Origin of the sequence: Klenkia soli (assembly GCF_900103975.1) — a bacterium.
GTDB lineage: Bacteria > Actinomycetota > Actinomycetes > Mycobacteriales > Geodermatophilaceae > Klenkia > Klenkia soli.
Genome location: NZ_FNIR01000009.1, coordinates 186,367 through 209,081 on the forward strand (window position 1 = coordinate 186,367; position 22,715 = coordinate 209,081).

A 22,715-nucleotide genomic window follows, 5' to 3' on the forward strand; every position below is an offset into this window, starting at 1 on the left:
CCGGCCACCACCGCGGCCGCCCCGGTCCGCGGCGGGGTGCCGGCCGACCGGGCCGGTCGGCTGGTGCTCGCCGGCTGCCTGGTGCTCCCGGCCGTCGTCGCGCTGGCCACCGCGCAGGCCGGGGTGACCCAGCTCGTGCGGCTGCCCGACTGGTGGGGCAGCTGGCCGGTCCGCGAGTCCGGCGGGCAGCTGGGCTGGCGGCTCACCGGGGTGGTGGCCACGGCCGCCTGGCTGGCCTGCTGGGCCGTGCTGGTCCGCCGGCTCCTGCGGGCCCGGGCAGCGGCGTCGGGCCGCGACCTCGTCGTGGTGTCCGCGCTGGCCGGGTGGGGGATCCTGCCGTTCCTGACCGGTGGCCCGACCAGCAGCCTCGACGTCGACAGCTACGCCGCGGTCGGCCGGCTGGCCCACCTCGGCCTGGACCCCTACCGCATCTTCCCCATCGCGCTGGGCGACTCCTTCGGCGCGGCCGTGGACCCGATGTGGCGGCAGACCCCCACCCCCTACGGCCCGGTCCAGGTGGCGCTGTTCCGGTTCCTGGTCGACCTGACCGGCAGCGACCAGCAGCTGGCCGTGCTGGCGATCCGCGCGGTGGCCGTGCTGGCCCTCGTCGCGGCGGTCGTCCTCGTGGCGTTCGCCGCCGCGCCCCGGGACCGGGCAGCGGCGATCGCGCTGACCGCCGGCAACCCGCTGGTGGTGGTGCACGTGGTCGGCGGGGCGCACGTCGACGTGCTGCTCGGGCTGGCCGCCGTCGCCGTCGTGCTGCTGGTCCGCCGCGGGCACACCTCGACCGCGGTGGCGCTGGCCGTGCTCGCGACCTTCGTGAAGGCGCCCGGCGCCGTGCTGGTCGGCTACGTGCTGCTGCACCTGCTCCGCGCAGCGCGGCCCGGCGCGCGGGCCGCGCTGGCCCGCGCGCTGGCCACGGCGGCCGGGGTCACCGCGGCCGTGCTGGTGGTGCTGCCCGACCCGCTGGGCTGGCTGGGGGCCCTCGGCGTCCCCGGGATCGTCCGCAACGGCACGGCACCGAGCACGTGGCTGGCCTACGGCCTGGACTGGCTCGTCCCCGGCCTGGGCCTGGACGAGGCGCTCACCGCGGGGCGGCTGGTGGTCGCCGTGGCGGGGGCGGCCCTGGCCGCCTGGTTGCTGTGGCGCGCCGCCGGGGGCACCCCCCGGCAGGCGATGGCCACCGTCGGCCTGGCGCTGCTCGCCCTCGCGCTGAGCGGACCGGCCCTCTACCCCTGGTACCTGGCCTGGGGCGCCTTCGCGGTCGCCGCCGCCGGCGGGGTGCGGGCCCGCGCCGCCCTGGTCGGCATCGCGGTCTACCTGACCCTGGCCGGCACCGTCACCGAGGGCCTGGCCGTGCAGCTGGTCTGCGCGGGGTGCGCCCTCGCCATGGTCGCCGGCGCCGTGCGCGTCGCCGGCGACCTGCCCGCGCTGCTGCTCAGGCCACCGTCGGTGCTGAGCCGGTCTCGCTGACCATCGGGCGGCCGGCGTCCTGCCAGCTGCCCATGCCGCCGCCGACGTTGACCGCGTCGTAGCCGTTCTGGTTCAGCCAGGCGGCCACCCGGGCCGAGCGCCCCCCGCCGCGGCAGGTCACGTAGAGCGGGTCGCCCTCGGGGAGGTCGTCCAGCCGCGCCGGCACCTGCCCCATCGGGATGTGCGTCGCGCCCTCGATGTGGCCGGCCACCCACTCGTCGTCCTCGCGCACGTCGAGCACGACGGCGTCCTCGGGGACCTCGTGGGCGGGCACGGTCGGGACCTGCTGCGGCATCGTCACGCACCCCATGGTGGCGCACCCGGGAAGATGGGGCCCATGCACCCCGACCCGGCCCGTGCGCCGGCCTGGTCGCCGTCCCGCAACGCGATCGGGTTGTGGGCCGTGCAGGGCGCGGTCGGGGCACTCGTGCTGGCCGCCGTCGTCGTCGCGCTCGAGGTCCTCCTGCCCCTGCCGACCTGGCTGGCCCTGCTGCTGCCGGTGCTGGTGGTCGCCGAGGCCGTGGTCGCGGTCGGCGTCGCCCCGCGGCTGCGCTTCCGCGTGCACCGGTGGGAGGTCACCGACGAGGCCGTCGGCACCCGCACCGGCTGGCTGACCCGGACCTGGACGCTGGTCCCGGTCTCGCGCATCCAGACCGTCGACGTCACCCGCGGCGTGGTCCAGCAGCTGTTCGGGCTGGCCAGCGTGGCCGTGCTGACGGCGTCCTCGCAGGGCACCGTGCGCATCCCGCACCTGGACGCCGACGTCGCCGCCCGGGTGGCCGACGACCTGGCCCGCCGCGCCGAGCTGGTGCGGGACGAGGCGACATGAGGACGACGCCGTGAGGCCTGCATGAGGACGTCGTGGCGGATCGTGCTGGTGCACACGATCACCTTCCGGCAGGCCCGGCAGTGGGTGCCGGCGGTGCTGGCGTTCGGCGCCTTCCGCGGCCTCACCGACGGGCCGCTGGCCGTGGTGCTGGTCGTCGCCCTCGTCACGGCGATCTCGCTGGCCTCGGCCGTGCTGGGGTGGTGGCGGTTCCGCTACGAGCCCGGCCCGACCGCGATCGTGGTGACCCGCGGGCTGCTGTCCCGCTCGGTGCGCACCGTGCCCCTGGACCGGGTGCGCGGGGTCGAGGTCGAGGCGCCCCCGCTGCACCGGCTGCTCGGCCTGGTGCGGGTGCGCATCGACGCCGCGGCCGGCTCCGTGCAGGCCGACGAGGAGGAGCTGGTCGTCGACGGGCTGCCCCCGGTGGAGGCCGACCGGCTGCGCGCCCACCTGCTCGTCCGCCGCACCGTCGCCGTCCCCGGGGAGGGGGAGCAGGCGGCGCCCGCCGAGGAGGAGTTCGCGCGGTTCGACGACCGCTGGCTGCTCTACGCACCCCTGGTGGGCAGCTACCTGGCGGTGCCGCTGGCCGCCGTCGGGGCGCTGTTCCGGCTGGTCGACGAGCTGCCCCGCCGCTGGCGACCCGACCTGGGCCGGCCCGACCTGTCGGACACGGCCGTGCTGGCCGGGGTGCTGGTCGCCGTCGCCGTGCTGCTGGTGCTGGGCTCCGTCGTGGGCAGCGCGCTGGTCAACTGGCGGTTCCGCCTGGTCCGGCGCGGCGGGTCGCTGGTCGCCGTCCGCGGGTTGCTGAACCGGCGGCACACCGAGCTGGAGATCGACCGGATCCGCGGGGGCACGGTGACCGAGGGCCTGGGCATGCGCTGGGTGCGCGCGGCCCGGGCCACGGCCCTGGTCACCGGTCTGGGCGACGCCGCCCGCCGGGGTCAGCTGCTGCCGCTGGGCCCGCGCGCCGAGGCCTGGGCGGTGACCGGCCGGCTGGTCGAGGACCCGGGACCGCTGCGCCCGCACCCGCCGGCCGCGCGGCGCCGCCGGCTGGTCCGCGCCGTCCTCCCCGGGGCGGTCGTCGCGGTGGCCGGTGCGGTGCTGACCGTGACGTCCGGGCTGTGGTGGCTGCTGGTCGCCGGCGTCGTGCTGGCCGGGCTCGGGGTGCCGGTCGGGCTGGGGCGGTACGCCGCGCTCGGCCACGTCGCCGGGCCGCGGACGTTCTCGGTGCGGTCGGGCTGGCTGGTCCGCGAGCAGGCCGTGCTGCAGCGCCGCGCCGTCGTCGGTTGGCAGGTGCAGCAGTCGTTCTTCCAGCGCCGGCAGGGCGTGGCCACGGTGGTCGCCGCGGTGGGTGCGGGTTCCGGCGGGTACCGCGCGCTGGACATCGGCGCGGCCGACGCCGTCCCGTTCGCGGTGGCGGCGTCCGGCCGGTGGGCGGCGGCGCTGTCGCCGGAGCCGGAAACCGGGTGACGACGGCGTGCGGCGCTGGCAGGGTCGGCCGGCGTGCAGATCCGGCCCGCCACCAGCGCTGACCTCCCCGCCGTCGACCACGTGCACCGGACCGCGTTCGGCGACCACGGCGCCGTCGTCGCGGGCCTGCTCCCCGAGCTGACGGCGACGACCTCGCTGGTCGCCGAGGCCGACGGCGAGGTGGTCGGCCACGTGCAGTGCGGGCCCGGCTGGCTGGACGCCCCCCGCCGGCTGGTGGTGGTGCAGGTGCTCAGCCCGCTGGCCGTGCTCCCGGACCACCAGGGGCGGGGCACCGGTGCCGCGCTGGTGGCCGCCGCGCTGGACCGGGCCGGGGACCAGGGCGCGCCGGCGATCTTCCTGGAGGGCGACCCGGGCTACTACGGCCGGCTGGGCTTCCGCGCCGCCGGCGACCTGGGGTTCCGGCGTCCGTCGCTGCGCATCCCCGAGGCCGCGTTCCAGGTGGTGCTGCTGCCCGCCCACGAACCGTGGATGACCGGGACGCTGGTCTACCCCGACGTCTTCTGGCGGCACGACGCGGTCGGCCTGCGCGACCCCGACGCCTGACCGGTCTCAGCGCAGGTCGAGCACCTCGGCCAGGTGCTGCACCGGGTCACCGCCCGCGCCGTCGACCAGGTCGTCCAGCCAGACCCGGAACGCCGCCGTGGCCCGGGCGACCAGCAGCCGGGTGCGCCAGTCGACCTCGCTGCGGCCGGACCGGGCGACCAGCAGCTCGGCCAGCTCGCGCTCGCGCTCGGTGAGCCGGAGGAACGGGTGCGGCCGGGCGGCGGCGCTGGACCGCACCACCCGGAACAGCCGCGCGGTGCGGGCGGCGTCCGCGACCACCGCCTCCCCCAGGGCCAGGACGGCCCCCCGGAGCGCGGCCGCGTCGGACAGCTCGGGCGGCACCTCGCGCAGCGCGGTGCGCATGCGGTCGGCCATCACCCGGGCAGGCTCGGCGAGCAGGTCGTCCTTGGTCGGGAAGTAGCGGAAGAAGGTGCGCGGGGCGATGTCGGCCGCCGCGCAGACCTCGGCGACGGTCACGGCGTCGAACCCCCGCTCGGCGAACAGGTCGAAGGCGGCGTCCACGACCCGCGCCCGGCTCGCGGCCAGCTTGCGCTCGCGCAACCCCTCCACCGTCCACCTCCCTGTGGTCCAGCTCATGCCCCGGACAGGTGCACGGGGCAACCATCTGGCATACGGTGCCATCTGGCAGTTCATGCCACTTTATCCGCCCGGCCACTCCCCAGGAGCATCCCGTGTCCGCTTCCACCCTGCCGGCTGCCGCCGGACCCGGCACCGACGAGGACGGCTGGACCGCCCCGCAGCTGACCGCGCTGGGCGTCGTCGCCGTCCTCGGCGTCATCGTCGCCCTGACCACCTCGCTGCTGGTGCCGGTGCTGCCCCAGCTCTCGGCCGAGCTGGGCCCGGGCACCCCGTGGTTGCTCACCTCCACGCTCCTGGTCGGCGCCGTCGCCGTCCCGGTGATCGGGCGGCTGGCCGACCTGCACGGCAAGCGCCGGATGCTGGTGGTGGCCGCGGTCGCCCTCACCGTGGGCTCGCTCGTCTGCGCCCTCTCGGACACGCTGCCGTGGCTGATCGTCGGCCGGTCGATCACCGGCCTGGCGACCGCCGCGATCCCGCTGGGCATCAGCCTGATCGGCACGGTGCTGCCGGCGAAGCGCGCCGGCACCGGGATCGCCCTGGTCAGCGCCACGCTGGGCATCGGCGGGGCACTCGGCCTGCCGCTGGCCGCGTTCGTCGCGCAGCACACCGACTACCACGTGCTGTTCTGGATCTGCGTGGCCGGCGGGGTGCTCGCCGTCGTCGGCATCCTGGCCGTGCTGCGCGAGGTGCCGGCGGTCGCGACCGGCCGCATGGACCTCCCCGGCGCGGTGCTGCTGGCCGCCGCCCTGGTGTCGCTGCTGCTCCCGCTCGCCCAGGCCTCGCGCTGGGGCTGGGCCGACCCGTGGACGATCGGTCTGCTGGTGCTGGCCGCCGTCCTGCTGGTGACCTTCGTGCTGGTGGAGCGCCGGACGGCGTCCCCGCTGGTCGACATGGTCACCAACGCCCGGCCCGCGCTGCTGCTGACCAACATCGCCTCGGTCTGCGTCGGGTTCGCGCTGTTCGCCAGCCTGATCGGGACGGCGTCCTACGTGCAGGCACCCGCCGCCTCGGGCTACGGCTTCGGCTCGACGGTGCTGGCCAGCGGGTTGTGCCTGCTGCCCTCGGGCGTCGCGATGATCCTGCTGTCGCCGGTGTCGGCGAAGCTGTCGCTGCGCTTCGGGCCCAAGGTCACCCTCGCCCTGGGTGCTGCGGTCATCGCGATCGGCTTCCTCGGCCGCATCGTGTTCACCAGCTCGTTCACCGAGGTGGTCGTGTTCACCACGGTCGCCGGCGCGGGCACCGGCATCGCCTACGCCGCGATGCCCAGCCTCGTGCTGCGGGCGGCCCCGGCGTCGGAGCTGGCGGCCGCGAACGGGCTGAACACCCTCGCCCGGTCGGTGGGCAGCTCGCTGGCCAGCGCCGTGGGCGGCACGCTGCTCGCCGCCTCGACGATCACGCTGGGCACGGCGGTGCTGCCCTCGCTCACCGCCTACCGGGTGCTCTTCGCGGTGTGCGCCGGGGCCGCGCTGCTCGGTGCCGTGATCGCGCTGCTCATCCCGCGGGTGCCTGCCGTCGACGCCCCCGCGACCGCCTGACCCCGCCCCTGGGAGGCTGACCCGGTGGACGTCGCCGCGCTGCTCGAGCCCCTGCCCGACCTCACCGACGCCGGCCCGTACGACCTGGCCGGCGGGACCGCGGACGGACTGCGCTTCGCCGAGCTGGAGCTGACCGACGACGCCACCGGCGCCGCCCTCCTGGAGTGCCTGCTCGAGGACTGCGCGCTGGACGGGCTGGTGCTCACCCGGGCCCGGCTGGCCACGGTCGGGGTGCTGCGCTGCCGGTCCACGGAGCTGCTGGTGTCCGACGGCACCTGGCTGGACACCGTGGTCGAGGGCGGCCGGTTCGGGGCGTTCACCGCGCACGGCGCCACGTGGACCCGGGTCACGCTGACCGGGGTGCGGGCCGACTACGTCAACCTGCGCGGCGCCACCCTGGTCGAGGTCGAGCTGGTCGACTGCGTGCTCGGCGAGCTCGACCTGGGCGGTGCGGACCTGCGGCGGGTGACCGTCACCGGCGGCGAGCTGGGCACGCTGCACCTGTCCGGGGCACGCTGCCGGGACGTCGACCTCACCGGCGCCGGCCTGCCCGACCTGGACGGCGTCACCGGCCTGCAGGGCGCCACGATCAGCGCCGCCCAGCTGGCCGGCTGGTCCCCGGGGATGGCCGCCCACCTGGGCATCCGCATCGCCCGCTGACGCCACGGCGCCCCACGTCGATCAGGTCACCTGATCCACGGGGCTCCGACCACACCAACGGTGGTGAGGGTGGCGCACCGGTGATCAGGTCACCTGATCAGAGTCGGGCAGCAGGAGGGTGGCGGCCAGCGCCCGCGCGGCCTCCGGGTGGTCACCGGCGAGCAGGCCCGCGGCGGCCAGCACGTAGTCGGCGTCCACCACCACGGGTGTGCCGCCCAGGACTCCGGCCGCGCCGCCCCGGTCGCCCGCCAGCCGGGTGACGACGGCGTCGCGGGCCGCGGCGTCGGCGTGCCGGAACACCCCGCCGGACAGGACGACGAGACCCACCCCCCGCGCGCTGGCGCCCCCCGCGCCGTACGCCGCCTCCGCCCGCAGGTGCCGGCGCAGCGCCACGGTGGCCGCGGCCTCCCCCAGCGCCAGGGCGTCGTCGGCCAGCGGCGGCAGACCCTCGGCGTGCGCGGCCGCGCGCAGGTCGGCGACGGCGTGGTGCACGCCCAGGTCGCCCTCGACGGTGCGTCGGTGGGCTGGCACGCCGACCGCCTCGCGGCGCAGCGCGGTCTGCTCGGCGTCCAGGTCGGGGACGCAGTAGACGTCGGTGGTGGCCCCGCCGACGTCGAGCACCACCACCCCGGGCACCTCGGCCGCGGTCCGCAGCCCGGCCAGGACGACGACGCCGTCCAGCACCGCGTCGGGGGTGACGGCACGGACCCACTGCCGCAGCCGGGGGTCGGTGGAGAGCTTGTCGCCGCCGATCACGTGCTCCAGGAACACCGCACGGATGCCGGCCCGGGCCGACTCGGGGGCCAGCTCGCCGATGTCGGGCAGCACGTTCGCGCAGACGGTGACCGGCGGGCCTTCGGCCCGCAGCGTCGCCGCGACCTCGTCCTGGACGTGGGCGTTGCCGGCCAGCACGACCGGGACGGACCGGTCCCACCCGGCCAGGGCCGCCGCGTTGTGCCGCAGCACCGCGGTGTCGCCGCCGTCGGTGCCGCCGACGAGCAGCAGGACGTCGGGCCGGGCGTCGGCGAGGGCGGCCAGCCCCGGGGGGTCGAGCCGGCCGGCGGCCACGTGCACCACCCGGGCGCCGGCGCTCAGCGCAGCCCGGTGCCCGGCCTCGGCGCTGATCAGCTGCTCGTAGCCGACCACGGCCAGCCGGAGCCCGCCGCCGGCCGACGAGCAGGCGAGCACCGGGACGCCGTCCGGGAACCCGGCGGTGGCGTCCAGCACCCCGCGGACGACGTCGTCCAGCGTGGTGGGGGCCTGCGCGGTGGCCAGCAGCTCGCCGGTGGCCGGGGAGACCAGCGCCGCCTTGGTGAACGTGGACCCGATGTCGACGCAGGCCACGGGAGACACCCCGGCACCGTAGCCGTGCGGTGCCCCACCTCCCTCAGCGATCCGCGGGGACCCCCAGGCAGGCGAAGGCCGAGCCGGTCAGCAGGGCCACGACCTCGTCGCGCGGCAGCCCGCTGTCGTAGGTGGCCACCGACTGCACGGCGCCGATCGCCGCGTGCACCGAGGCGCGGGCCACGCCGTCGGCCAGCTCGGGGCGCAGCTCGAGCAGCACGTGCACCCACTCCTCGACGTAGTGCCGCTGCAGGCGGCGCAGCCGACGGCGGTCGGCGTCGGGCAGGCTGTGCACCTCGCGCTGGTAGAGCTGCAGCAGCGCCCGGTCGTCGACGGCGAACAGCACCTGGCCGTGCACCAGGTCGGCCAGCACCGCGCGCTCGTCCCGGCCCGAGCCGGCGGCGTCCGAGGCGGTGCGCAGCAGCCGCTCCATGACCTCGTCCAGCAGCGCGACCAGCACCGCGGACTTGCTGTCGAAGTGCCGGTACACCCCGGAGCCGACGATGCCCGCGGCCCCGCCGATGTCGGCCATCGAGACGCCGTGGAACCCGCGCTCGGCCAGCAGGTCGGTGGCGGCGCGCAGGATCCGCACCCGCCGGTCCGGGTCGCGGGTGCGCACCCCCTCGCTGCTGCTCACCGGAGGAGCCTGACCGGGACCTCGAGGGTCCGCGACCGCAGGTACTCCCCCAGCCCCTTGGCCTGCGGGTCCGGCCGGGTCGCCGACCCCACGCCCTCGCCCAGCAGCCCGACGACGACCAGGTTCAGCGCCCGCAGGTTCGGCAGCTCGTACCGGCGGACGGCGAGGTCGGCGGCCTCGGGCAGCAGCTCCTGGAACCGCTCGACGGTCATGGTCGCGGCCAGCCACTCCCACGTCGCGTCGTCCCGGGCCCACAGCCCGACGTTGGCGTTGCCGCCCTTGTCCCCCGACCGCGCCCCCACCAGCCGCCCCAGCGGCACCCGCTCCGTAGCCCCGTCGTCCTCCCCCGTTCCCGGAAACCGCGGTTTCCGGGAGTCGGGTGCCGGGCCGGAGGGGGAGTGCGGGACGACGGTCAACGTGCCGTCGGGCAGGACGACGACGTGCTCGACCAGGTCCCGCGGCACCAGCGCGGGCCAGTAGACGCCGTAGGCGCTCTCGGCCGACGGCGGGGTGGTGGTGTGGAACCCGGCGTACCCGCCCAGGGCCAGCTGCATGGTGGCGTCGGAGAACCGCCGGCCGACCTTGCGCCGGTCGGTGTCCTTGACGGTGATCCGCAGGTGCGCGGTGGCCTGCACGTTCGTCTCCGCGTCGGGGGTGTCGAAGCGGAGCAGCGAGACGTCGGTGTCGGCGAAGGAGTCGCGGCCGCCGAGGATGCCGAACAGCTCGGCCTCGGCCCAGGCCGCCTTCTCCTCGAGGTCCAGGCCGGTGAGCACCAAGGTCATGGTGTTGCGGTAACCACCCAGGTGGTTCAGCGCGACCTTCAGCCGTTCCGACGGCGCGGACCCGCGGGTGCCCGAGATCAGCACCCGGTCCGGGCCCTGCTGGGTGAGCTCGCAGGTGCCGAAGTCGGCGACGACGTCGGGGTTGGCGTAGACCGGGGAGTCGATCTCGTAGAGCAGCTGGGCGGTGACCGTGCCGACCGAGACCAGGCCCCCGGTGTCGGCGTGCTTGGTGATCACGCTGGACCCGTCGGCGGCGACCTCGGCGATCGGGAACCCCGGGTACCGGCGGTCCACGACCTCGTCGAGGAAGGCGTAGTTGCCGCCGCACGCCTGCGGCCCGCACTCGATCACGTGCCCGGCAGCGACTGCACCGGCCAGGGCGTCCCAGTCGGTGCGCGACCAGCCGTGCCACCACGCGGCCGGTCCGACGACGACCGACGCGTCGGTGACCCGCCCGGTGACCACGACGTCCGCGCCCGCCCCCAGCGCCTCGGCGATGCCCCAGCCACCCAGGTAGGCGTTCGCCGAGACCGGGTCGACCCCGGCGTCGGCCAGCCGCCGGCCGGTGTCCAGGTGTGCCAGGTCCACGCCGTCGGCGAGCAGCTGCGGCAGGCGGGGCAGCAGGTCGTCGCCGTGCACGTACGCCACCTGCGGGTGCAGACCGAGCCGCTCGGCGAGCGCGCCGATCTGCGTCGCGAGCCCGGCCGGGTTCAGGCCGCCCGCGTTGCTGACCACCTTGATGCCCCGGTCCAGGCAGGTGCCCAGCACCTCCTCGAGCTGGGTGAGGAACGTGCGGGCGAAGCCGGCGTCGGGGTCCTTCTGGCGGGCCTTCCAGAGGATGAGCATGGTCAGCTCGGCCAGGTAGTCGCCGGTGAGGACGTCGATCGGCCCGCCCTCGACCATCTCCCGGGCGGCGGCCAGCCGGTCGCCGTAGAAGCCGGAGCAGTTGGCGATCCTGATCGGGTCCCGCGTCACGAGGGCTGCCTCCCGGGTCCGGGCGGGCCGGCGAAGGCCTGCGCGACGTCGAGCCAGTGGTCGGCGACCGGGCCGGTGGCGGTCAGCGCGAGGTCGGCGCGGTGCCGGCGCTGGGTGACCAGCTGGCAGAAGTCCAGCGCCGGGCCGGTGACCCGGTCGGCGGCGTCCTCGGGACCCCAGATCCAGACGGGGCCGTCGGGTGCGGTGAGCTCGACCCGCACCGGCTCGGACGGCGGCTCCTCGCCGTGCACCCGGTGGCTCCACCCGCGGGTGGCCACGCCCAGGTGCGCGATGTTCCGCAGCCGCGCGGTGGGTTCGCGGGTGGCGCCGACCGCGTCGACGACGTCCTGGCCGTGCGCCCAGGTCTCCATCAGCCGGGCGGTCACCGACGAGGCCGCACTCATGGGCGGGCCGTACCAGGGCAGCGTCGTCCCGGGATCCAGGGCGGCGAATACCCGCAGGTACTCGGCGCGGGCGGTGCGCAGCCACGCCAGCAGGTCCGCGGGCGACCGGCCGCGGTTGGCCAGGGCCACCACCTCGGTGAAGTCGTCGCCGTGGGCGACCAGCGCGTCGGCCTCGGCCCGGAACCGGTCGGGGTCGACCGCCGAGGTGGTGGCGGTCTCGTCGAAGTGCGCCAGGTGCACGACCTGGTCGGCGACCGTCCAGCCCGCCGCCGGGGTGGGCGTGGCCCACGCGGCGTCGTCCAGCCCGGCCAGCACCCGGTCCAGGTCGGCGGACTCCGCGGCCAGGTCGGCCACCAGCGCGGCCATGTCGGCGGGCATCAGCGGCCGGTCCAGACCGGGGTGCGCTTGTCCCGGAACGCGGCCGGGCCCTCCTGCGCGTCCGCGGACAGGTAGACCGGTTCCCAGAGCGCCTCGGCCGCGGCGTAGGCGTCGGCGAACCGCTCGGCTGCCATCAGCCGCACGGTCTGCTTGGCCGCGGCCACCGACAGCGGCGCGTTGGCCGCGATCCGCTCGCCCAGCGCCTGCGCGGCGTCGTGCAGCTGCGCAAGCGGCACGACCTCGTTGACCAGGCCGACCTCGTGGGCACGATGCGCGGTGATCGGGTCGCCGGTGACCAGCAGCTGCATGGCGATCCGCGGCGGCACCAGCCAGGACAGCGGCGCGGCCCACGGCGCACCCCGGCCGACCTTCGCCTCGCTGACCGCGAACCGGGCGTGCTCGGCGGCGATCACCAGGTCGCACTGCTGGGCGAGCAGGAACCCGCCGCCGTAGGCGATGCCGTTGACCGCGGCGATCACCGGCTTGGTCAGCTCGATGGTGCGGCCGGGCTGGGGCACGAAGTCCGGCGGCGGCACGGTCAGCGCGGTGTCGGCCATCTCGCGCAGGTCGCCGCCGGCGCAGAAGGCCTTGTCCCCGGCGCCGGTGAGCACCAGGACGGCGGCCTCGTCGTCGGCGGCGAAGCGCTCGAAGCCCTCGGTGAGCAGCCGGCGGACCTCGGCGGACAGCGCGTTGCGGGCCTCGGGCCGGTCGATGGTCAGCCAGGCGACCCGGCGCACCACCTCGTAGGTGACGGTCACGCGTCCACCGCCGTCACCACGGCCAGCACCGCACCGGTGTCGACCGTCTCGCCGACCGCCGCGTGCAGCTCGCCGACCACGCCGTCGGTGGGCGCGGCCACCACGTGCTCCATCTTCATCGCCTCCAGCACCAGCACGGTCTGCCCCGCGGTCACCGTGTCGCCCTCGGCCACCGCGACCCGGACGACGGTGCCGGGCATCGGGGCCAGCAGCGACCCCTCCCCCGCGGCGCTGCCCGGGACGGGGAACCGCGGCACCTCGGTGAACGCCGTCGACCCGCCCGGGCCGTCGACGAAGACGTCGTCCCCGACCCGGTGCACGGCCAGCGACCGGCGGACCCCGCCGACGGTCAGCAGCACCCGGTCCGCGGTCGCCTGCACGGCGCCGACGTCGAGCGCGGTGCCGCCGACCCGCACCCGCCAGCCGTCGCGGTGCCGGCGGTAGCGCACCTCCAGCTCGTCGTCCCCGTGGGTGAGGAGGGCGACCTGGTCCACGCTCGGCACGTTCCGCCACCCGCTGGGCACCGCGTGCTGCACCCGAGCCCCGGCCCGGCGGGCGGCCGCGTCGGCGAGCACCGCCGCGGCCGCGTGCAGGGCCACGACGTGCGAGGAGACCGCGGGGGAGGTCAGCTCGGGGTGCCGGCCCAGGTAGCCGGTGTCGATCTCTCCGGCCCGGAACTCGGGCTCCCGCAGCACGGCGACCAGCAGGTCGCGGTTGGTCACGATGCCGTGCACCCGGGTCTCGGCCAGCGCCCGGGCCAGCCGACGGCACGCCTCGTCGCGGGTCGCGCCGTACGCGATGACCTTGGCCAGCATGGAGTCGTAGTGCACGCCGACGACCGAGCCGTCGGCGACACCGCTGTCCACCCGCACGCCGGTCAGGTCGGGGACGGCGAACCGGTGCACGGTGCCGGTGACCGGCAGGTACCCGGCCGGCACGTCCTCGGCGTTGAGCCGGGCCTCGATCGCGTGACCGGTGACCCGGGCGTCCACCACCTCGGGCGGCAGCGGCAGGCCCTCGGCGACCTGCAGCTGCACCCGGACCAGGTCGAGGCCGGTGACCAGCTCGGTCACCGGGTGCTCGACCTGCAGCCGGGTGTTCACCTCGAGGAAGAAGAACTCGCCGTCGGGGGCGAGCACGAACTCCACGGTGCCCGCGCCGACGTAGCCGATCGCCTCGGCCGCGGCGACGGCCGCCTTGCCCAGCTGGGCACGCAGCGCGTCGTCCACCGCCGGCGAGGGCGCCTCCTCCAGCACCTTCTGGTACCGGCGCTGGATGGAGCACTCGCGCTCGAACAGGTGGACGACGGTGCCGTGCGTATCACCGACGACCTGCACCTCGACGTGCCGCGGCCGCTCGACGTAGCGCTCGAGGAACACCGTGCCGTCGCCGAACGCCGACACCGCCTCCCGCCGGGCGCTGGCGACCGCGTCGACCAGCTCGTCGGGGCCGGCGACGATCCGCATACCCCGGCCACCGCCGCCGAACGCGGCCTTCACCAGCACCGGGTAGCCGATGCCGGCGGCCTGGGCGGGCAGGTCGGTGGTGTCGTCGCCGACCACGACCCCGGGCAGCACCGGCACCCCGGCGGCGGCCATCAGCTCCTTGGCCGCGGTCTTCGACCCCATGGCGTCGATCGCCGCGGGGGTGGGCCCGACGAAGACCAGGCCCGCCGCGGCGCAGTCCCGGGCGAAGCCGGCGTTCTCGGAGAGGAACCCGTAGCCCGGGTGCACCGCCTGCGCGCCGGTGGCCAGCGCCGCGGCGATGACCAGGTCACCGCGCAGGTAGGTGTCGGCCGGGCTGGCGCCGGGCAGCCGCACCGCCTCGTCGGCCGCGTGCACGAAGGGTGCGTCGGCGTCGGGGTCGGAGAAGACGGCGACGGTGGCGACGTCCATCTCGCGGGCGGTGCGCATGACCCGCAGCGCGATCTCGCCGCGGTTGGCCACCAGCAGTTTGGTGATGATCACGGCGCTCACATCCGGAAGACGCCGTAGCCGCGGCGTCCCTCGATCGGGCCCGAGTGGGCGGCGGACAGCGCGATGCCGAGCACCGTGCGGGTGTCGCGGGGGTCGAGCAGGCCGTCGTCGAAGACCTTCGAGGTGATGAAGAACGAGTGCGACTCGGCCTCGATCTGGGCCTCGATGCCGCGTCGTCGTTCGTCGTCCGCGGCCTGGTCGAACGGCCGCCCCGAGGCCTCCGCCGAGGCCTTGCCGACGATGGACATGACCCCGGCCAGCTGGGCGGCGCCCATGACGGCGAGCTTGGCGCCGGCCCAGGCGAACATCAGCCGGGGGTCGTAGGCCCGCCCGCTCATGCCGTAGTTGCCGGCCCCGAACGACGCCGCGGTGTTGATGGTGATGTGCGGGACCGTCGAGTTGGTCACCGCATTGATCATCTTCGCGCCGTCCTTGATGATCCCGCCCTGCTCGTAGCTCTTCCCGACCATGTAGCCGGTGGTGTTCTGCAGGAAGACCAGCGGGGTGTCGACCTGGTTGGCCAGCTGGATGAACTCGGCGGCCTTCTTGGCCTCCTCGCTGAACAGCACGCCGCGGGCGTTGGCCAGCACGCCGACCGGGAAGCCGTGCACCGAGGCGAACCCGGTGACCAGGCTGGTGCCGTACTCGGGCTTGTACTCACCGAACCGGCTGCCGTCGACCACCCGGGCCAGCACCTCGCGCGGGTCGAAGGGCACCCGGATGTCGGCCGGGGCGATGCCCAGCAGCTCCTCGGGGTCGTACAGCGGCTCGTCGGCCGGCAGGCTCGGACCCGGGCCCTGCTTGCGCCAGTTCAGCTCGGAGACGATCCGCCGGCCCAGCCGGATCGCGTCGCGCTCGTCGACGGCGAAGTGGTCGGCCACCCCGGAGACCCGCGAGTGCATGGCCGCCCCGCCCAGCTCCTCGTCGTCGGCGTCCTCGCCGGTGGCCATCTTCACCAGCGGGGGCCCGCCGAGGAACACCTTGGCCTGCCGGTCGACCAGCACCGAGTAGTCGCACATGCCGGGCACGTAGGCCCCGCCGGCGGTGGAGTTGCCGAACACCAGGGCGAGGGTCGGGATGCCCAGGGACGAGAGCTGGGTCAGGTCGTGGAAGATCTGGCCGGCCGGCACGAAGAGGTCGGCCTGGCTGGGCAGGTCGGCGCCGCCGGACTCGACCAGGTTGACGACCGGCAGCCGGTTGACCCGGGCGATCTCCAGGGCCCGCAGCGTCTTCTTCAGCGAGATGGGGTTCATCGCGCCGCCGCGGACGGTGGGGTCGTGCGCGATGAGCACGCACTCGACGCCGGAGACGACGCCGATGCCGGTGACGATGCTGGCGCCGACGGTGAACGGCGTGCCCCAGGCGGCCAGCGAGCTGAGCTCGAGGAACGAACCGTCCCGGTCGAGCAGCAGCTCGATCCGCTCCCGGGCGAGCAGCCGGCCGCGGTCGCGGTGCCGGGCGGCGTACCGCTCGCCGCCACCGGCCCGGACCAGGTCCAGCTGCTCCTCCAGCTGGTCCAGCACCGCCAGGGACGCCGTCCGGTTGGCGGCGTACTGCTCGCCCCGGGTGTCCAGCGCCGAGCTGAGCACGGTGCCCTCGGCGACGCGCGGGTCGATGGAGACGGTCATGCGGTCACCTCGCGGTAGTGGTCGGCGAGCCGCTGGCGCAGCACGTTCTTCTGCACCTTGCCGGTGGACGTGCGGGGCAGCTCGGTCAGGACGACGACCGCCTTGGGCACCTTGAAGCCGTCCAGGTGCGCCCGGACGGCGGTGAGCAGCTCGGCCTCGTCGATCGAGGCGCCCGGCTGGGCGACGACGACCGCGGTGATCGCCTCGGTCCAGCGCTCGTGCGGCAGCCCGACGGCGACCACCTCGGCGATCCGCGGGTCGGCGGCGTACAGCGCCCGCTCGACCTCGATCGAGGCCACGTTCTCACCACCGGTCTTGATGACGTCCTTGGACCGGTCGGCGAACCAGAGCACTCCGTCCGCGTCGAACCGGCCGATGTCGCCGGAGTGGAACCAGCCACCGGCGAACGCGGCCTCGGTGGCCGCCTCGTCGTGCAGGTAGCCGGTGAGCGCCTGCGGGCTGCGGTAGACGATCTCGCCCTGCTCGCCGGGGGCCACCCGCTCGCCGTCCGGACCCATCAGCGCCACCCGGACGCTGACCGTGGGGGTGCCGACGGCGCCGGCGTGGGTGAGCTGGTGCTCGGGCCGGAAGAGCGTGGTGGTCGGGCTCATCTCGGTCTGCCCGAAGAGCAGGAACATCTCGCAGCCGAGCACCTCGATCGCCCGGCGCAGCTGCGGCTCGGGCATCGGCGCCATGGCGTAGCAGGCCCGGCGCAGCGTGGAGAGGTCGCGGTCGGCGATGTCGGGGCGCTCGGTCAGGGCCCGGAACATCATCGGCAGGCCGAACACCTGGGTGATGCGCTCGGCCTCGATGGTGTCCAGCAGCCGGTCGGCGTCGAAGCCGCGGTGCACGACCAGCGTCGCCCCCAGGATCACCGCGGGGGTGCAGAAGCAGTTGAGCTGGGCGGTGTGGAACATCGGCATCATCGCGACGAACCGGTCGTCGTCGGTCCAGCGTGCCTCGAGCGCCATGGTCAGCGACTCGACGACGACGGCCGTGTGGTTGCCGACCACGCCCTTCGGGGCCGAGGTGGTGCCCGAGGTGTAGAGGTAGGTCACCGGCGCGCGGTCCTCGACCAGCACCTCGACCGGCCCGTCGGCCCCCTCGAACTCCCCGATCGGCGTGGTGGCCCGGCCGGCGACGGTCCCCGGGACCGCTCCTCCCGTGCCGGGCGCGACCACGACGTCGGTGACGCCGTCCAGACCGTCGAGGGCCTGACCCACCCAGTCGGCGAGCTGGGTCTCGACCACGACCCCGCGGACGCCGGCGTGCCCGAGCACGTAGCCGGCCTCGTCGGGCCGCCAGCCCAGGTTGAGCGGGACGCAGACGACGCCGGCCTTCGCGCAGGCGTAGTAGACGGCGAGGAACTCGGCGCTGTTGCCCGAGGCCAGCGCCAGGGAGTCGCCGGGCGCGTAGCCGCGGTCGACCAGCCCGCGGGCCAGCCGGTCGGTCCAGCCGTCGAGCTCGCGGTAGGTGATCCGCCGGTCGCCGTCGACGAGCGCGACCTTGTCCGGCAGCCGGTCGGCGGTGCGGGTGAGGGTGTCGCCGACGTTGACCCGGTGCACCAGGTTGTCCTGCAGGGGGGTGGGCATCGCCGGTCTCCTCAGTACGAGCGGGGCAGGCCCAGGGTGTGCTGGGCGACGAAGTTGAGGACCATCTCCCGGTTCACCGGGGCGATCCGCAGCAGCCGGGCCAGCCCCCAGTAGGGCACCAGGCCGTACTCGGTGGACAGCCCGTTGCCGCCGTGGGTCTGGATCGCGGCGTCGACGGCACCGAGCGCCGCCTCGGCCGCGGCGTACTTGGCCATGTTCGAGGCCTCCCCCGCGGGCACCCCGGAGTCGTGCGCCCAGGCGGCCTTGCGGGTCATCAGCGCGGCCAGCTCGGTCTCGATCGCGGCCTTGGCCAGGGGGTGCGAGACGCCCTGGTGGGCACCGATCGGCGCCTTCCACACGGTGCGCTGGTTGGCGTACTCGGCTGCCTTGCCCAGCGCGTACCGGGCGATGCCGACGCACAGCGCCGCGCCGGTGATGCGCTCGGGGTTGAGCCCGTGGAACACCTGGGCGAACCCGGCGCCCACCTCGCCGACGACCATCTCGGGCCCGACCCGGACGTCGTCGAAGAACAGCGTGAACTGGCGCTCGGGCAGCATCGCGTCGACCGGCAGCGGCTGGGCGACCAGGCCGGGGGCGTCGGTGGGCACCAGGAACAGCGACATCTGGGCCTTGCCGCTCACCTCGTCGGTGCCGGTGCGGGCCACGACCATGAGCGCCTGCGCCTCGTCGACGCCGGAGATGTAGTACTTCGTGCCGGAGATCAGCCAGTCGTCGCCGTCGCGGCGGGCGCTGGTGGCGAGCTGGTGGCTGTTGGAGCCGGCGCCGGGCTCGGTGATCGCGAAGACCACCTTGCTCGTGCCGTCGGCCAGGCCGGGCAGCCAGCGCTGCTTCTGCTCGTCGTCGCCGAACCGGGTGATCACCTCGGCCGAGATGGCGGCCGACACCAGGAGCAGCAGCATCGGGCAGCCCTGCGCGGCGATCTCCTCGCAGACGATGGCCAGCTCGACCAGCCCGCCGCCCCCGCCGCCGTACTCCTCGGGCACGTTGATCCCGATGAACCCGGCCTTGGCCAGGTCCGCCCACAGCTCGGTCAGCGGCTCGTGCTTCGCCGCGCGCTCCACGTAGTAGGCGCTGCCGTAGCGGGCGGCGATCTGCCCCACGGTCTCGCGCAGGGCCTGCAGCTCCGGCTTCTCGGCGAACTCCATGACGCACTCCAGTGTGATCGGTCGTTCACTACGGCCCGACCATAGCGCCCCGGTCGGCGAACAACCAGGGCTTGCTGTGGCACCGCTCACGCGCAGGTCTTGACGGCGGAGGGTGCAGTGGTCGACGGTTCACTCCGGACGACGCCGAGCGACGACGCCGGCGCGGGACCGAGGAGCGCACCGTGGCCATCGACGTCGAGAGCCTGTACGACCGCCGGGCGGACGACCGCTGGAACCGCACCAGCGTCGGCGACGTCCTCGAGCGGTTGACGTACAGCCGGCCCGACCGGGTGGCGATCACCGGCTGGGCCGGCGCCTTCGGCGACCCGGCGTTCGAACGGCTCACCTACCGCGAGGCGGCCGCGGTGGTCGAGCGGGTGGCCAACGGGCTGCTCGCCGCCGGGCTGCAGCGCGGCGACCGGGTGCTGCTGGTCTGCGAGAACTCGGTCGAGGCCTACCTGACCAAGCTCGGGGCGGCCCGGGCCGGGCTGGTGTCTGTGCCGCTCAACCCGTCGCTGGCGCCGGACGTCGTGGCGCAGCTGGTCGAGCTCGCGCAGCCCCGGTTCGCCGTCGTCGACGCCGAGCTGTGGGAGCACGTGCGGCCGGCCTTCGCCGACCAGGGTCTGCGGGTGGACGTGACCATCCCGATCGGGGGCGGACCGGTCGAGGGCTCCGTGGCCTTCGCCGACTTCGTCGCCGCGCAGACGACCGAGGACGCCGGGGCCACCGTCCACGGCGACGACATCTGGGAGATCCTCTTCACCTCGGGGACGACGGCGCTGCCCAAGGGCGTGATGCTCTCGCACCACTACGCGCACTTCGGGGCGTACTCGTTCGCCCTGTCGATGACCCGCGGGCTGGCCGTCGAGGCCGACCTGGTGCAGGTGGCCTTCCTGCCGGTGATCTACCACGTCGCCGACCAGTGCCTGTCGCTGTCGGCGTTCCTCTCGGGCGGTCGGCTGGTGCTCGGGCGGCGTCCGGTCCCGGCCGAGATGGCCGCGGCGGTGCAGCAGGAGTCGGGCACCTGCATCTGGGGCGGCTCGCCGCAGCTGGTGAAGGCCTTCGCCGCTGCGCTGGCCGCCGAGGTCGGCGACGGTCCGCGCAGCCCGCTGCGGGTCGTCGTCTACGGGTGGGGCGCCGTCGAGGCCGGCGTCCGGTCCTCGCTGCGGGCCAGCTGCGGCGACGACCTGACGCTGATGGGCATCTTCGGGCAGACCGAGGCGATCAGCTGCCACCGGTTCTGGCCGGCCACCGAGGAGGCCAAGGTGGCCGCGGCCGGGACGTCGCTGAACTACGTGGGCATCCCCAACCCGCTGCTGTCCTCGATCGTGATGGACGTCGACGGCAGCTCGCTCATGGAGCAGCCCGGCGTCCCCGGCGAGGCGGTGTACCGCTCCCCCGCCGTGACCGCCGGCTACTACCGGGACCGGGCCGCCACCGAGGAGGCCTTCCGGTACGGCTGGTTCCACTCGGGCGACAGCTGCGTGGTCGACGAGGACGGCCTGCGGATCATGGTCGACCGGTACAAGGACATCATCAAGAGCGGCGGCGAGAACGTCTCGAGCCTGCGGGTCGAGGCGCTGCTGCACGAGCACCCGCAGGTCACGAAGGCCGCCGTCGTCGGGCTGCGGCACGACCGGTGGGGCGAGGCGGTGACGGCGGTCGTCGTCCGGGCGCCGGGGGCGACGGTCACCGAGCGCGAGCTGGTCGACTGGTGCCGCGAGCGGCTGGCCGGCTTCGAGACGCCGAAGGCCGTGCTGTTCAGCGACGCGCTGCCCGAGACCGTGGGCGGCAAGGTGCTCAAGTACAAGCTCCGCCAGGCCATGGCCGACCTCTACGACGACACCGCCGCCGACCTCGCCCCCACTCCCCGCTGACGTCGCCCGGCGCTAGTGGGGGACGGCTTTCTCGGCGCCGATGCCGGTGAGGGAGCGCACCTCCAGCTCGGCGTACTTGTCCACGTCCGGCTTCTCCTTCGACAGCATCGTCCCGAGCCAGCCCAGGAAGAAGGCCAGCGGGATCGAGACCAGGCCCGGGTTGTTCAGCGGGAACCAGGAGAACCCGTCGCCCTGGATCAGCGACGGCGAGACCCCGGTGACCGGGTTGACCGGCGCACCCGAGACGACCGGGGAGAAGACGATCAGGACCAGGCAGGAGATCAGCCCGCCGTAGATCGACCACAGCGCGCCCTGGGTGGTGAACCGCTTCCAGAACAGCGTGTAGAGGATCGTCGGCAGGTTCGCCGAGGCGGCGACGGCGAAGGCCAGCGCCACCAGGAAGGCGATGTTGAGCCCGGCCTGCAGCGCCAGGATGCCCAGCCCGATCGCGACCGCGCCGATGACCACCGAGGTGATCCGGGCGACCCGCACCTCCTGCTTGCCGGTGGCCGACCCCTTCTTGACCACCGAGTTGTAGATGTCGTGCGCGAAGGACGCCGACGCGGTGATCGTCAGCCCGGCGACCACGGCCAGGATGGTGGCGAACGCGACCCCGGCGATGATGCCCAGCAGCACGGTGCCGCCCAGCTCGAAGGCCAGCAGCGGGGCCGCGGAGTTCACCGCGCCGGGAGCGGCCAGGATCTCGTCGGCCCCCACCAGGGCACCGGCGCCGTAGCCGATGACCAGGCTGAACAGGTAGAAGAACCCGATCAACCAGATCGCCCAGACCACGGACTTCCGGGCGTCCTTCGCCGTGGGCACGGTGTAGAAGCGCATGAGCACGTGCGGCAGCCCCGCCGTCCCCAGCACGAGCGCGAGCCCGAGCGAGACGAAGTCCAGCTTCGAGGTGCCGGTCGCGCCGTACTGGCCCATCGGGGAGAGCACGTCGCGCGGGGTGGCCTGCTGGGCCGCGGTGTCGGCGGCCCCGCCGAGCAGCGAGGACAGGTTGAACCCGTACTTCCCCAGCACCCAGACCGTCATCACGAACGCGCCGGCGATGAGCAGCGTCGCCTTGATCAGCTGCACGTAGGTGGTGCCGCGCATGCCGCCGACCAGCACGTAGAAGATCATCAGCGCGCCGACGACCACGACCGTGGCGGCCTGCGCCCCGGCGCCGCTGATGCCCAGCAGCAGGGTGACCAGCCCGCCGGCGCCGGCCATCTGGGCCAGCAGGTAGAACAGCGAGACCGCGAGCGTCGAGAGCGCCGCCGCGGTGCGCACCGGGCCCTGCCGCATCCGGAAGGCCAGGACGTCGGCCATGGTGAACCGGGCGGTGTTGCGCAGCAGCTCGGCGACCAGCAGCAGGGCCACCAGCCAGGCGACCAGGAAGCCGATCGAGTAGAGGAAGCCGTCGTAGCCGTAGACGGCGATGGCGCCGGCGATGCCCAGGAACGAGGCCGCCGAGAGGTAGTCACCGGCGATGGCCAGCCCGTTCTGGGTGCCCGAGATGTTCCGGCCGGCGGCGTAGAAGTCGGCGGCGCTGGCGTTGGTGCGGCTGGCCCGGAAGGTGATGACCAGGGTGATCAGGACGAAGACGCCGAAGATCGAGATGTTGATGACCGGGTTGCCGATGGTCACTGCTGGCCCTCCGACCGGTACTCGTGGGCCTCGAGCCGCTCGCGCATCTCGTCGGCGACCGGGTCGGTCTGCCGGGAGGAGTACGCGACGTAGAGCTGGGTGATGAGGAACGTCGTCACGAACTGGCCGAGCCCGAGCACGATGCCGAGGTTCACGTCCCCGAACACGTGGGTGCTCATCAGGTCGACCGCATAGGTCGAGAGCAGCACGTACAGCAGGTACCAGGCCAGGAAGGCCACGGTCATCGGGACGGCGAACCGCCGGAAGCGGCGCCGGAGCTCGGTGAACTCCGGGGAGTCCTGGGCCTGCCGGTACTCCTCGGGGGTGAGCAGGCGGCGTTCGGGTTCGGTCACGGGGAGACACCTCACTGTGGATCCGCTGTGTGATCGCCGACACTAGAGGGTGCCGTTCATCTGCGCTTCACCCGCGCGT

20 protein-coding genes are annotated in these 22,715 nt (G+C 74.7%); 7 read left to right on the plus strand and 13 right to left on the minus strand.

Features of this window, described 5'->3' with window-relative positions:
* Positions 1 to 36: 36 nt before the first annotated feature.
* Complete coding sequence (gene mptB / locus BLS67_RS15240; protein WP_091246703.1) at positions 37 to 1,473, plus strand: polyprenol phosphomannose-dependent alpha 1,6 mannosyltransferase MptB; 1,437 nt, start codon at positions 37 to 39, stop codon at positions 1,471 to 1,473.
* On the opposite strand, the gene BLS67_RS15245 is transcribed toward mptB, so the two are convergent.
* Positions 1,439 to 1,768: a rhodanese-like domain-containing protein gene (locus tag BLS67_RS15245; RefSeq protein WP_242654124.1), complete on the minus strand. Its 330-nt coding sequence runs from the start codon at positions 1,766 to 1,768 to the stop codon at positions 1,439 to 1,441. The two genes, mptB and BLS67_RS15245, sit on opposite strands and share 35 nt — an antisense overlap.
* Positions 1,769 to 1,810: 42 nt before the next feature.
* Between BLS67_RS15245 and BLS67_RS15250 the strand changes: the two genes are divergently transcribed.
* Genes BLS67_RS15250 through BLS67_RS15260 form a run of 3 tightly spaced genes read left to right on the plus strand, consistent with a single transcriptional unit; the run spans position 1,811 to position 4,333 of the window.
* Positions 1,811 to 2,302, plus strand: a complete 492-nt coding sequence (locus BLS67_RS15250; RefSeq protein ID WP_091246706.1) for a PH domain-containing protein — start codon at positions 1,811 to 1,813, stop codon at positions 2,300 to 2,302.
* Between the two features lie 21 nt (positions 2,303 to 2,323).
* On the plus strand, positions 2,324 to 3,769 hold the full coding sequence (locus tag BLS67_RS15255; RefSeq protein ID WP_091246708.1) for a PH domain-containing protein: 1,446 nt from the start codon (positions 2,324 to 2,326) through the stop codon (positions 3,767 to 3,769).
* Between the two features lie 33 nt (positions 3,770 to 3,802).
* Positions 3,803 to 4,333 (plus strand): GNAT family N-acetyltransferase, encoded by a 531-nt coding sequence (locus BLS67_RS15260; RefSeq protein WP_091246709.1) that lies wholly within the window; start codon positions 3,803 to 3,805, stop codon positions 4,331 to 4,333.
* 6 nt (positions 4,334 to 4,339) lie between these two features.
* Here BLS67_RS15260 and BLS67_RS15265 read toward each other — a convergent pair whose 3' ends face one another.
* Entirely contained in the window at positions 4,340 to 4,903 is a 564-nt protein-coding gene (locus BLS67_RS15265; protein WP_165617609.1) for a TetR family transcriptional regulator, read from the minus strand.
* A gap of 122 nt (positions 4,904 to 5,025) precedes the next feature.
* Here BLS67_RS15265 and BLS67_RS15270 point away from each other — a divergent pair, with 122 nt between their 5' ends.
* Both BLS67_RS15270 and BLS67_RS15275 read left to right on the plus strand, forming a co-directional pair.
* Positions 5,026 to 6,468 carry an MFS transporter gene (locus BLS67_RS15270; protein WP_091246713.1) on the plus strand — a complete coding sequence of 481 codons (1,443 nt, stop codon included), beginning with the start codon at positions 5,026 to 5,028 and terminating at the stop codon, positions 6,466 to 6,468.
* 24 nt (positions 6,469 to 6,492) lie between these two features.
* The gene (locus BLS67_RS15275) at positions 6,493 to 7,128 is read left to right on the plus strand and encodes a pentapeptide repeat-containing protein (protein ID WP_091246714.1); all 636 of its coding nucleotides are present in this window, start codon (positions 6,493 to 6,495) and stop codon (positions 7,126 to 7,128) included.
* 84 nt (positions 7,129 to 7,212) lie between these two features.
* Here the strand turns inward: BLS67_RS15275 and BLS67_RS15280 are convergent, their stop codons facing one another.
* From BLS67_RS15280 to BLS67_RS15320, 9 genes are read right to left on the minus strand one after another with little or no spacing between them, the layout of a single operon-like run.
* Positions 7,213 to 8,481, minus strand: coding sequence for a glutamate mutase L (locus tag BLS67_RS15280; RefSeq protein WP_091246717.1), 1,269 nt, complete (start codon positions 8,479 to 8,481; stop codon positions 7,213 to 7,215).
* A gap of 34 nt (positions 8,482 to 8,515) precedes the next feature.
* Positions 8,516 to 9,109, minus strand: coding sequence for a TetR/AcrR family transcriptional regulator (locus BLS67_RS15285; RefSeq protein ID WP_091246719.1), 594 nt, complete (start codon positions 9,107 to 9,109; stop codon positions 8,516 to 8,518).
* Positions 9,106 to 10,866 carry an acyclic terpene utilization AtuA family protein gene (locus BLS67_RS15290; RefSeq protein ID WP_091246721.1) on the minus strand — a complete coding sequence of 587 codons (1,761 nt, stop codon included), beginning with the start codon at positions 10,864 to 10,866 and terminating at the stop codon, positions 9,106 to 9,108. The genes BLS67_RS15285 and BLS67_RS15290 overlap by 4 nt, the downstream gene beginning before the upstream one ends.
* Positions 10,863 to 11,648, minus strand: a complete 786-nt coding sequence (locus BLS67_RS15295; protein ID WP_091246723.1) for a TIGR03084 family metal-binding protein — start codon at positions 11,646 to 11,648, stop codon at positions 10,863 to 10,865. The genes BLS67_RS15290 and BLS67_RS15295 overlap by 4 nt, the downstream gene beginning before the upstream one ends.
* Entirely contained in the window at positions 11,648 to 12,406 is a 759-nt protein-coding gene (locus BLS67_RS15300) for an enoyl-CoA hydratase/isomerase family protein (RefSeq protein WP_091246725.1), read from the minus strand. Before BLS67_RS15300 ends, BLS67_RS15295 begins: the two co-directional genes overlap by 1 nt.
* Positions 12,403 to 14,373, minus strand: a complete 1,971-nt coding sequence (locus tag BLS67_RS15305; RefSeq protein WP_278247138.1) for an ATP-binding protein — start codon at positions 14,371 to 14,373, stop codon at positions 12,403 to 12,405. The genes BLS67_RS15300 and BLS67_RS15305 overlap by 4 nt, the downstream gene beginning before the upstream one ends.
* A 5-nt stretch (positions 14,374 to 14,378) precedes the next feature.
* On the minus strand, positions 14,379 to 16,010 hold the full coding sequence (locus BLS67_RS15310; RefSeq protein ID WP_091246727.1) for an acyl-CoA carboxylase subunit beta: 1,632 nt from the start codon (positions 16,008 to 16,010) through the stop codon (positions 14,379 to 14,381).
* Positions 16,007 to 17,602 carry an AMP-binding protein gene (locus BLS67_RS15315; RefSeq protein ID WP_091246729.1) on the minus strand — a complete coding sequence of 532 codons (1,596 nt, stop codon included), beginning with the start codon at positions 17,600 to 17,602 and terminating at the stop codon, positions 16,007 to 16,009. The genes BLS67_RS15310 and BLS67_RS15315 overlap by 4 nt, the downstream gene beginning before the upstream one ends.
* 11 nt (positions 17,603 to 17,613) lie before the next feature.
* The gene (locus BLS67_RS15320) at positions 17,614 to 18,768 is read right to left on the minus strand and encodes an acyl-CoA dehydrogenase family protein (protein WP_091246730.1); all 1,155 of its coding nucleotides are present in this window, start codon (positions 18,766 to 18,768) and stop codon (positions 17,614 to 17,616) included.
* Between the two features lie 182 nt (positions 18,769 to 18,950).
* Here BLS67_RS15320 and BLS67_RS15325 point away from each other — a divergent pair, with 182 nt between their 5' ends.
* Positions 18,951 to 20,645, plus strand: a complete 1,695-nt coding sequence (locus BLS67_RS15325; RefSeq protein ID WP_091246732.1) for a class I adenylate-forming enzyme family protein — start codon at positions 18,951 to 18,953, stop codon at positions 20,643 to 20,645.
* A 12-nt stretch (positions 20,646 to 20,657) separates the two neighbouring features.
* On the opposite strand, the gene BLS67_RS15330 is transcribed toward BLS67_RS15325, so the two are convergent.
* On the minus strand, positions 20,658 to 22,283 hold the full coding sequence (locus tag BLS67_RS15330) for a solute symporter family protein (protein ID WP_091246734.1): 1,626 nt from the start codon (positions 22,281 to 22,283) through the stop codon (positions 20,658 to 20,660).
* Positions 22,280 to 22,636, minus strand: coding sequence for a DUF485 domain-containing protein (locus tag BLS67_RS15335; RefSeq protein WP_091246736.1), 357 nt, complete (start codon positions 22,634 to 22,636; stop codon positions 22,280 to 22,282). Before BLS67_RS15335 ends, BLS67_RS15330 begins: the two co-directional genes overlap by 4 nt.
* Between the last annotated feature and the right edge of the window lie 79 nt (positions 22,637 to 22,715).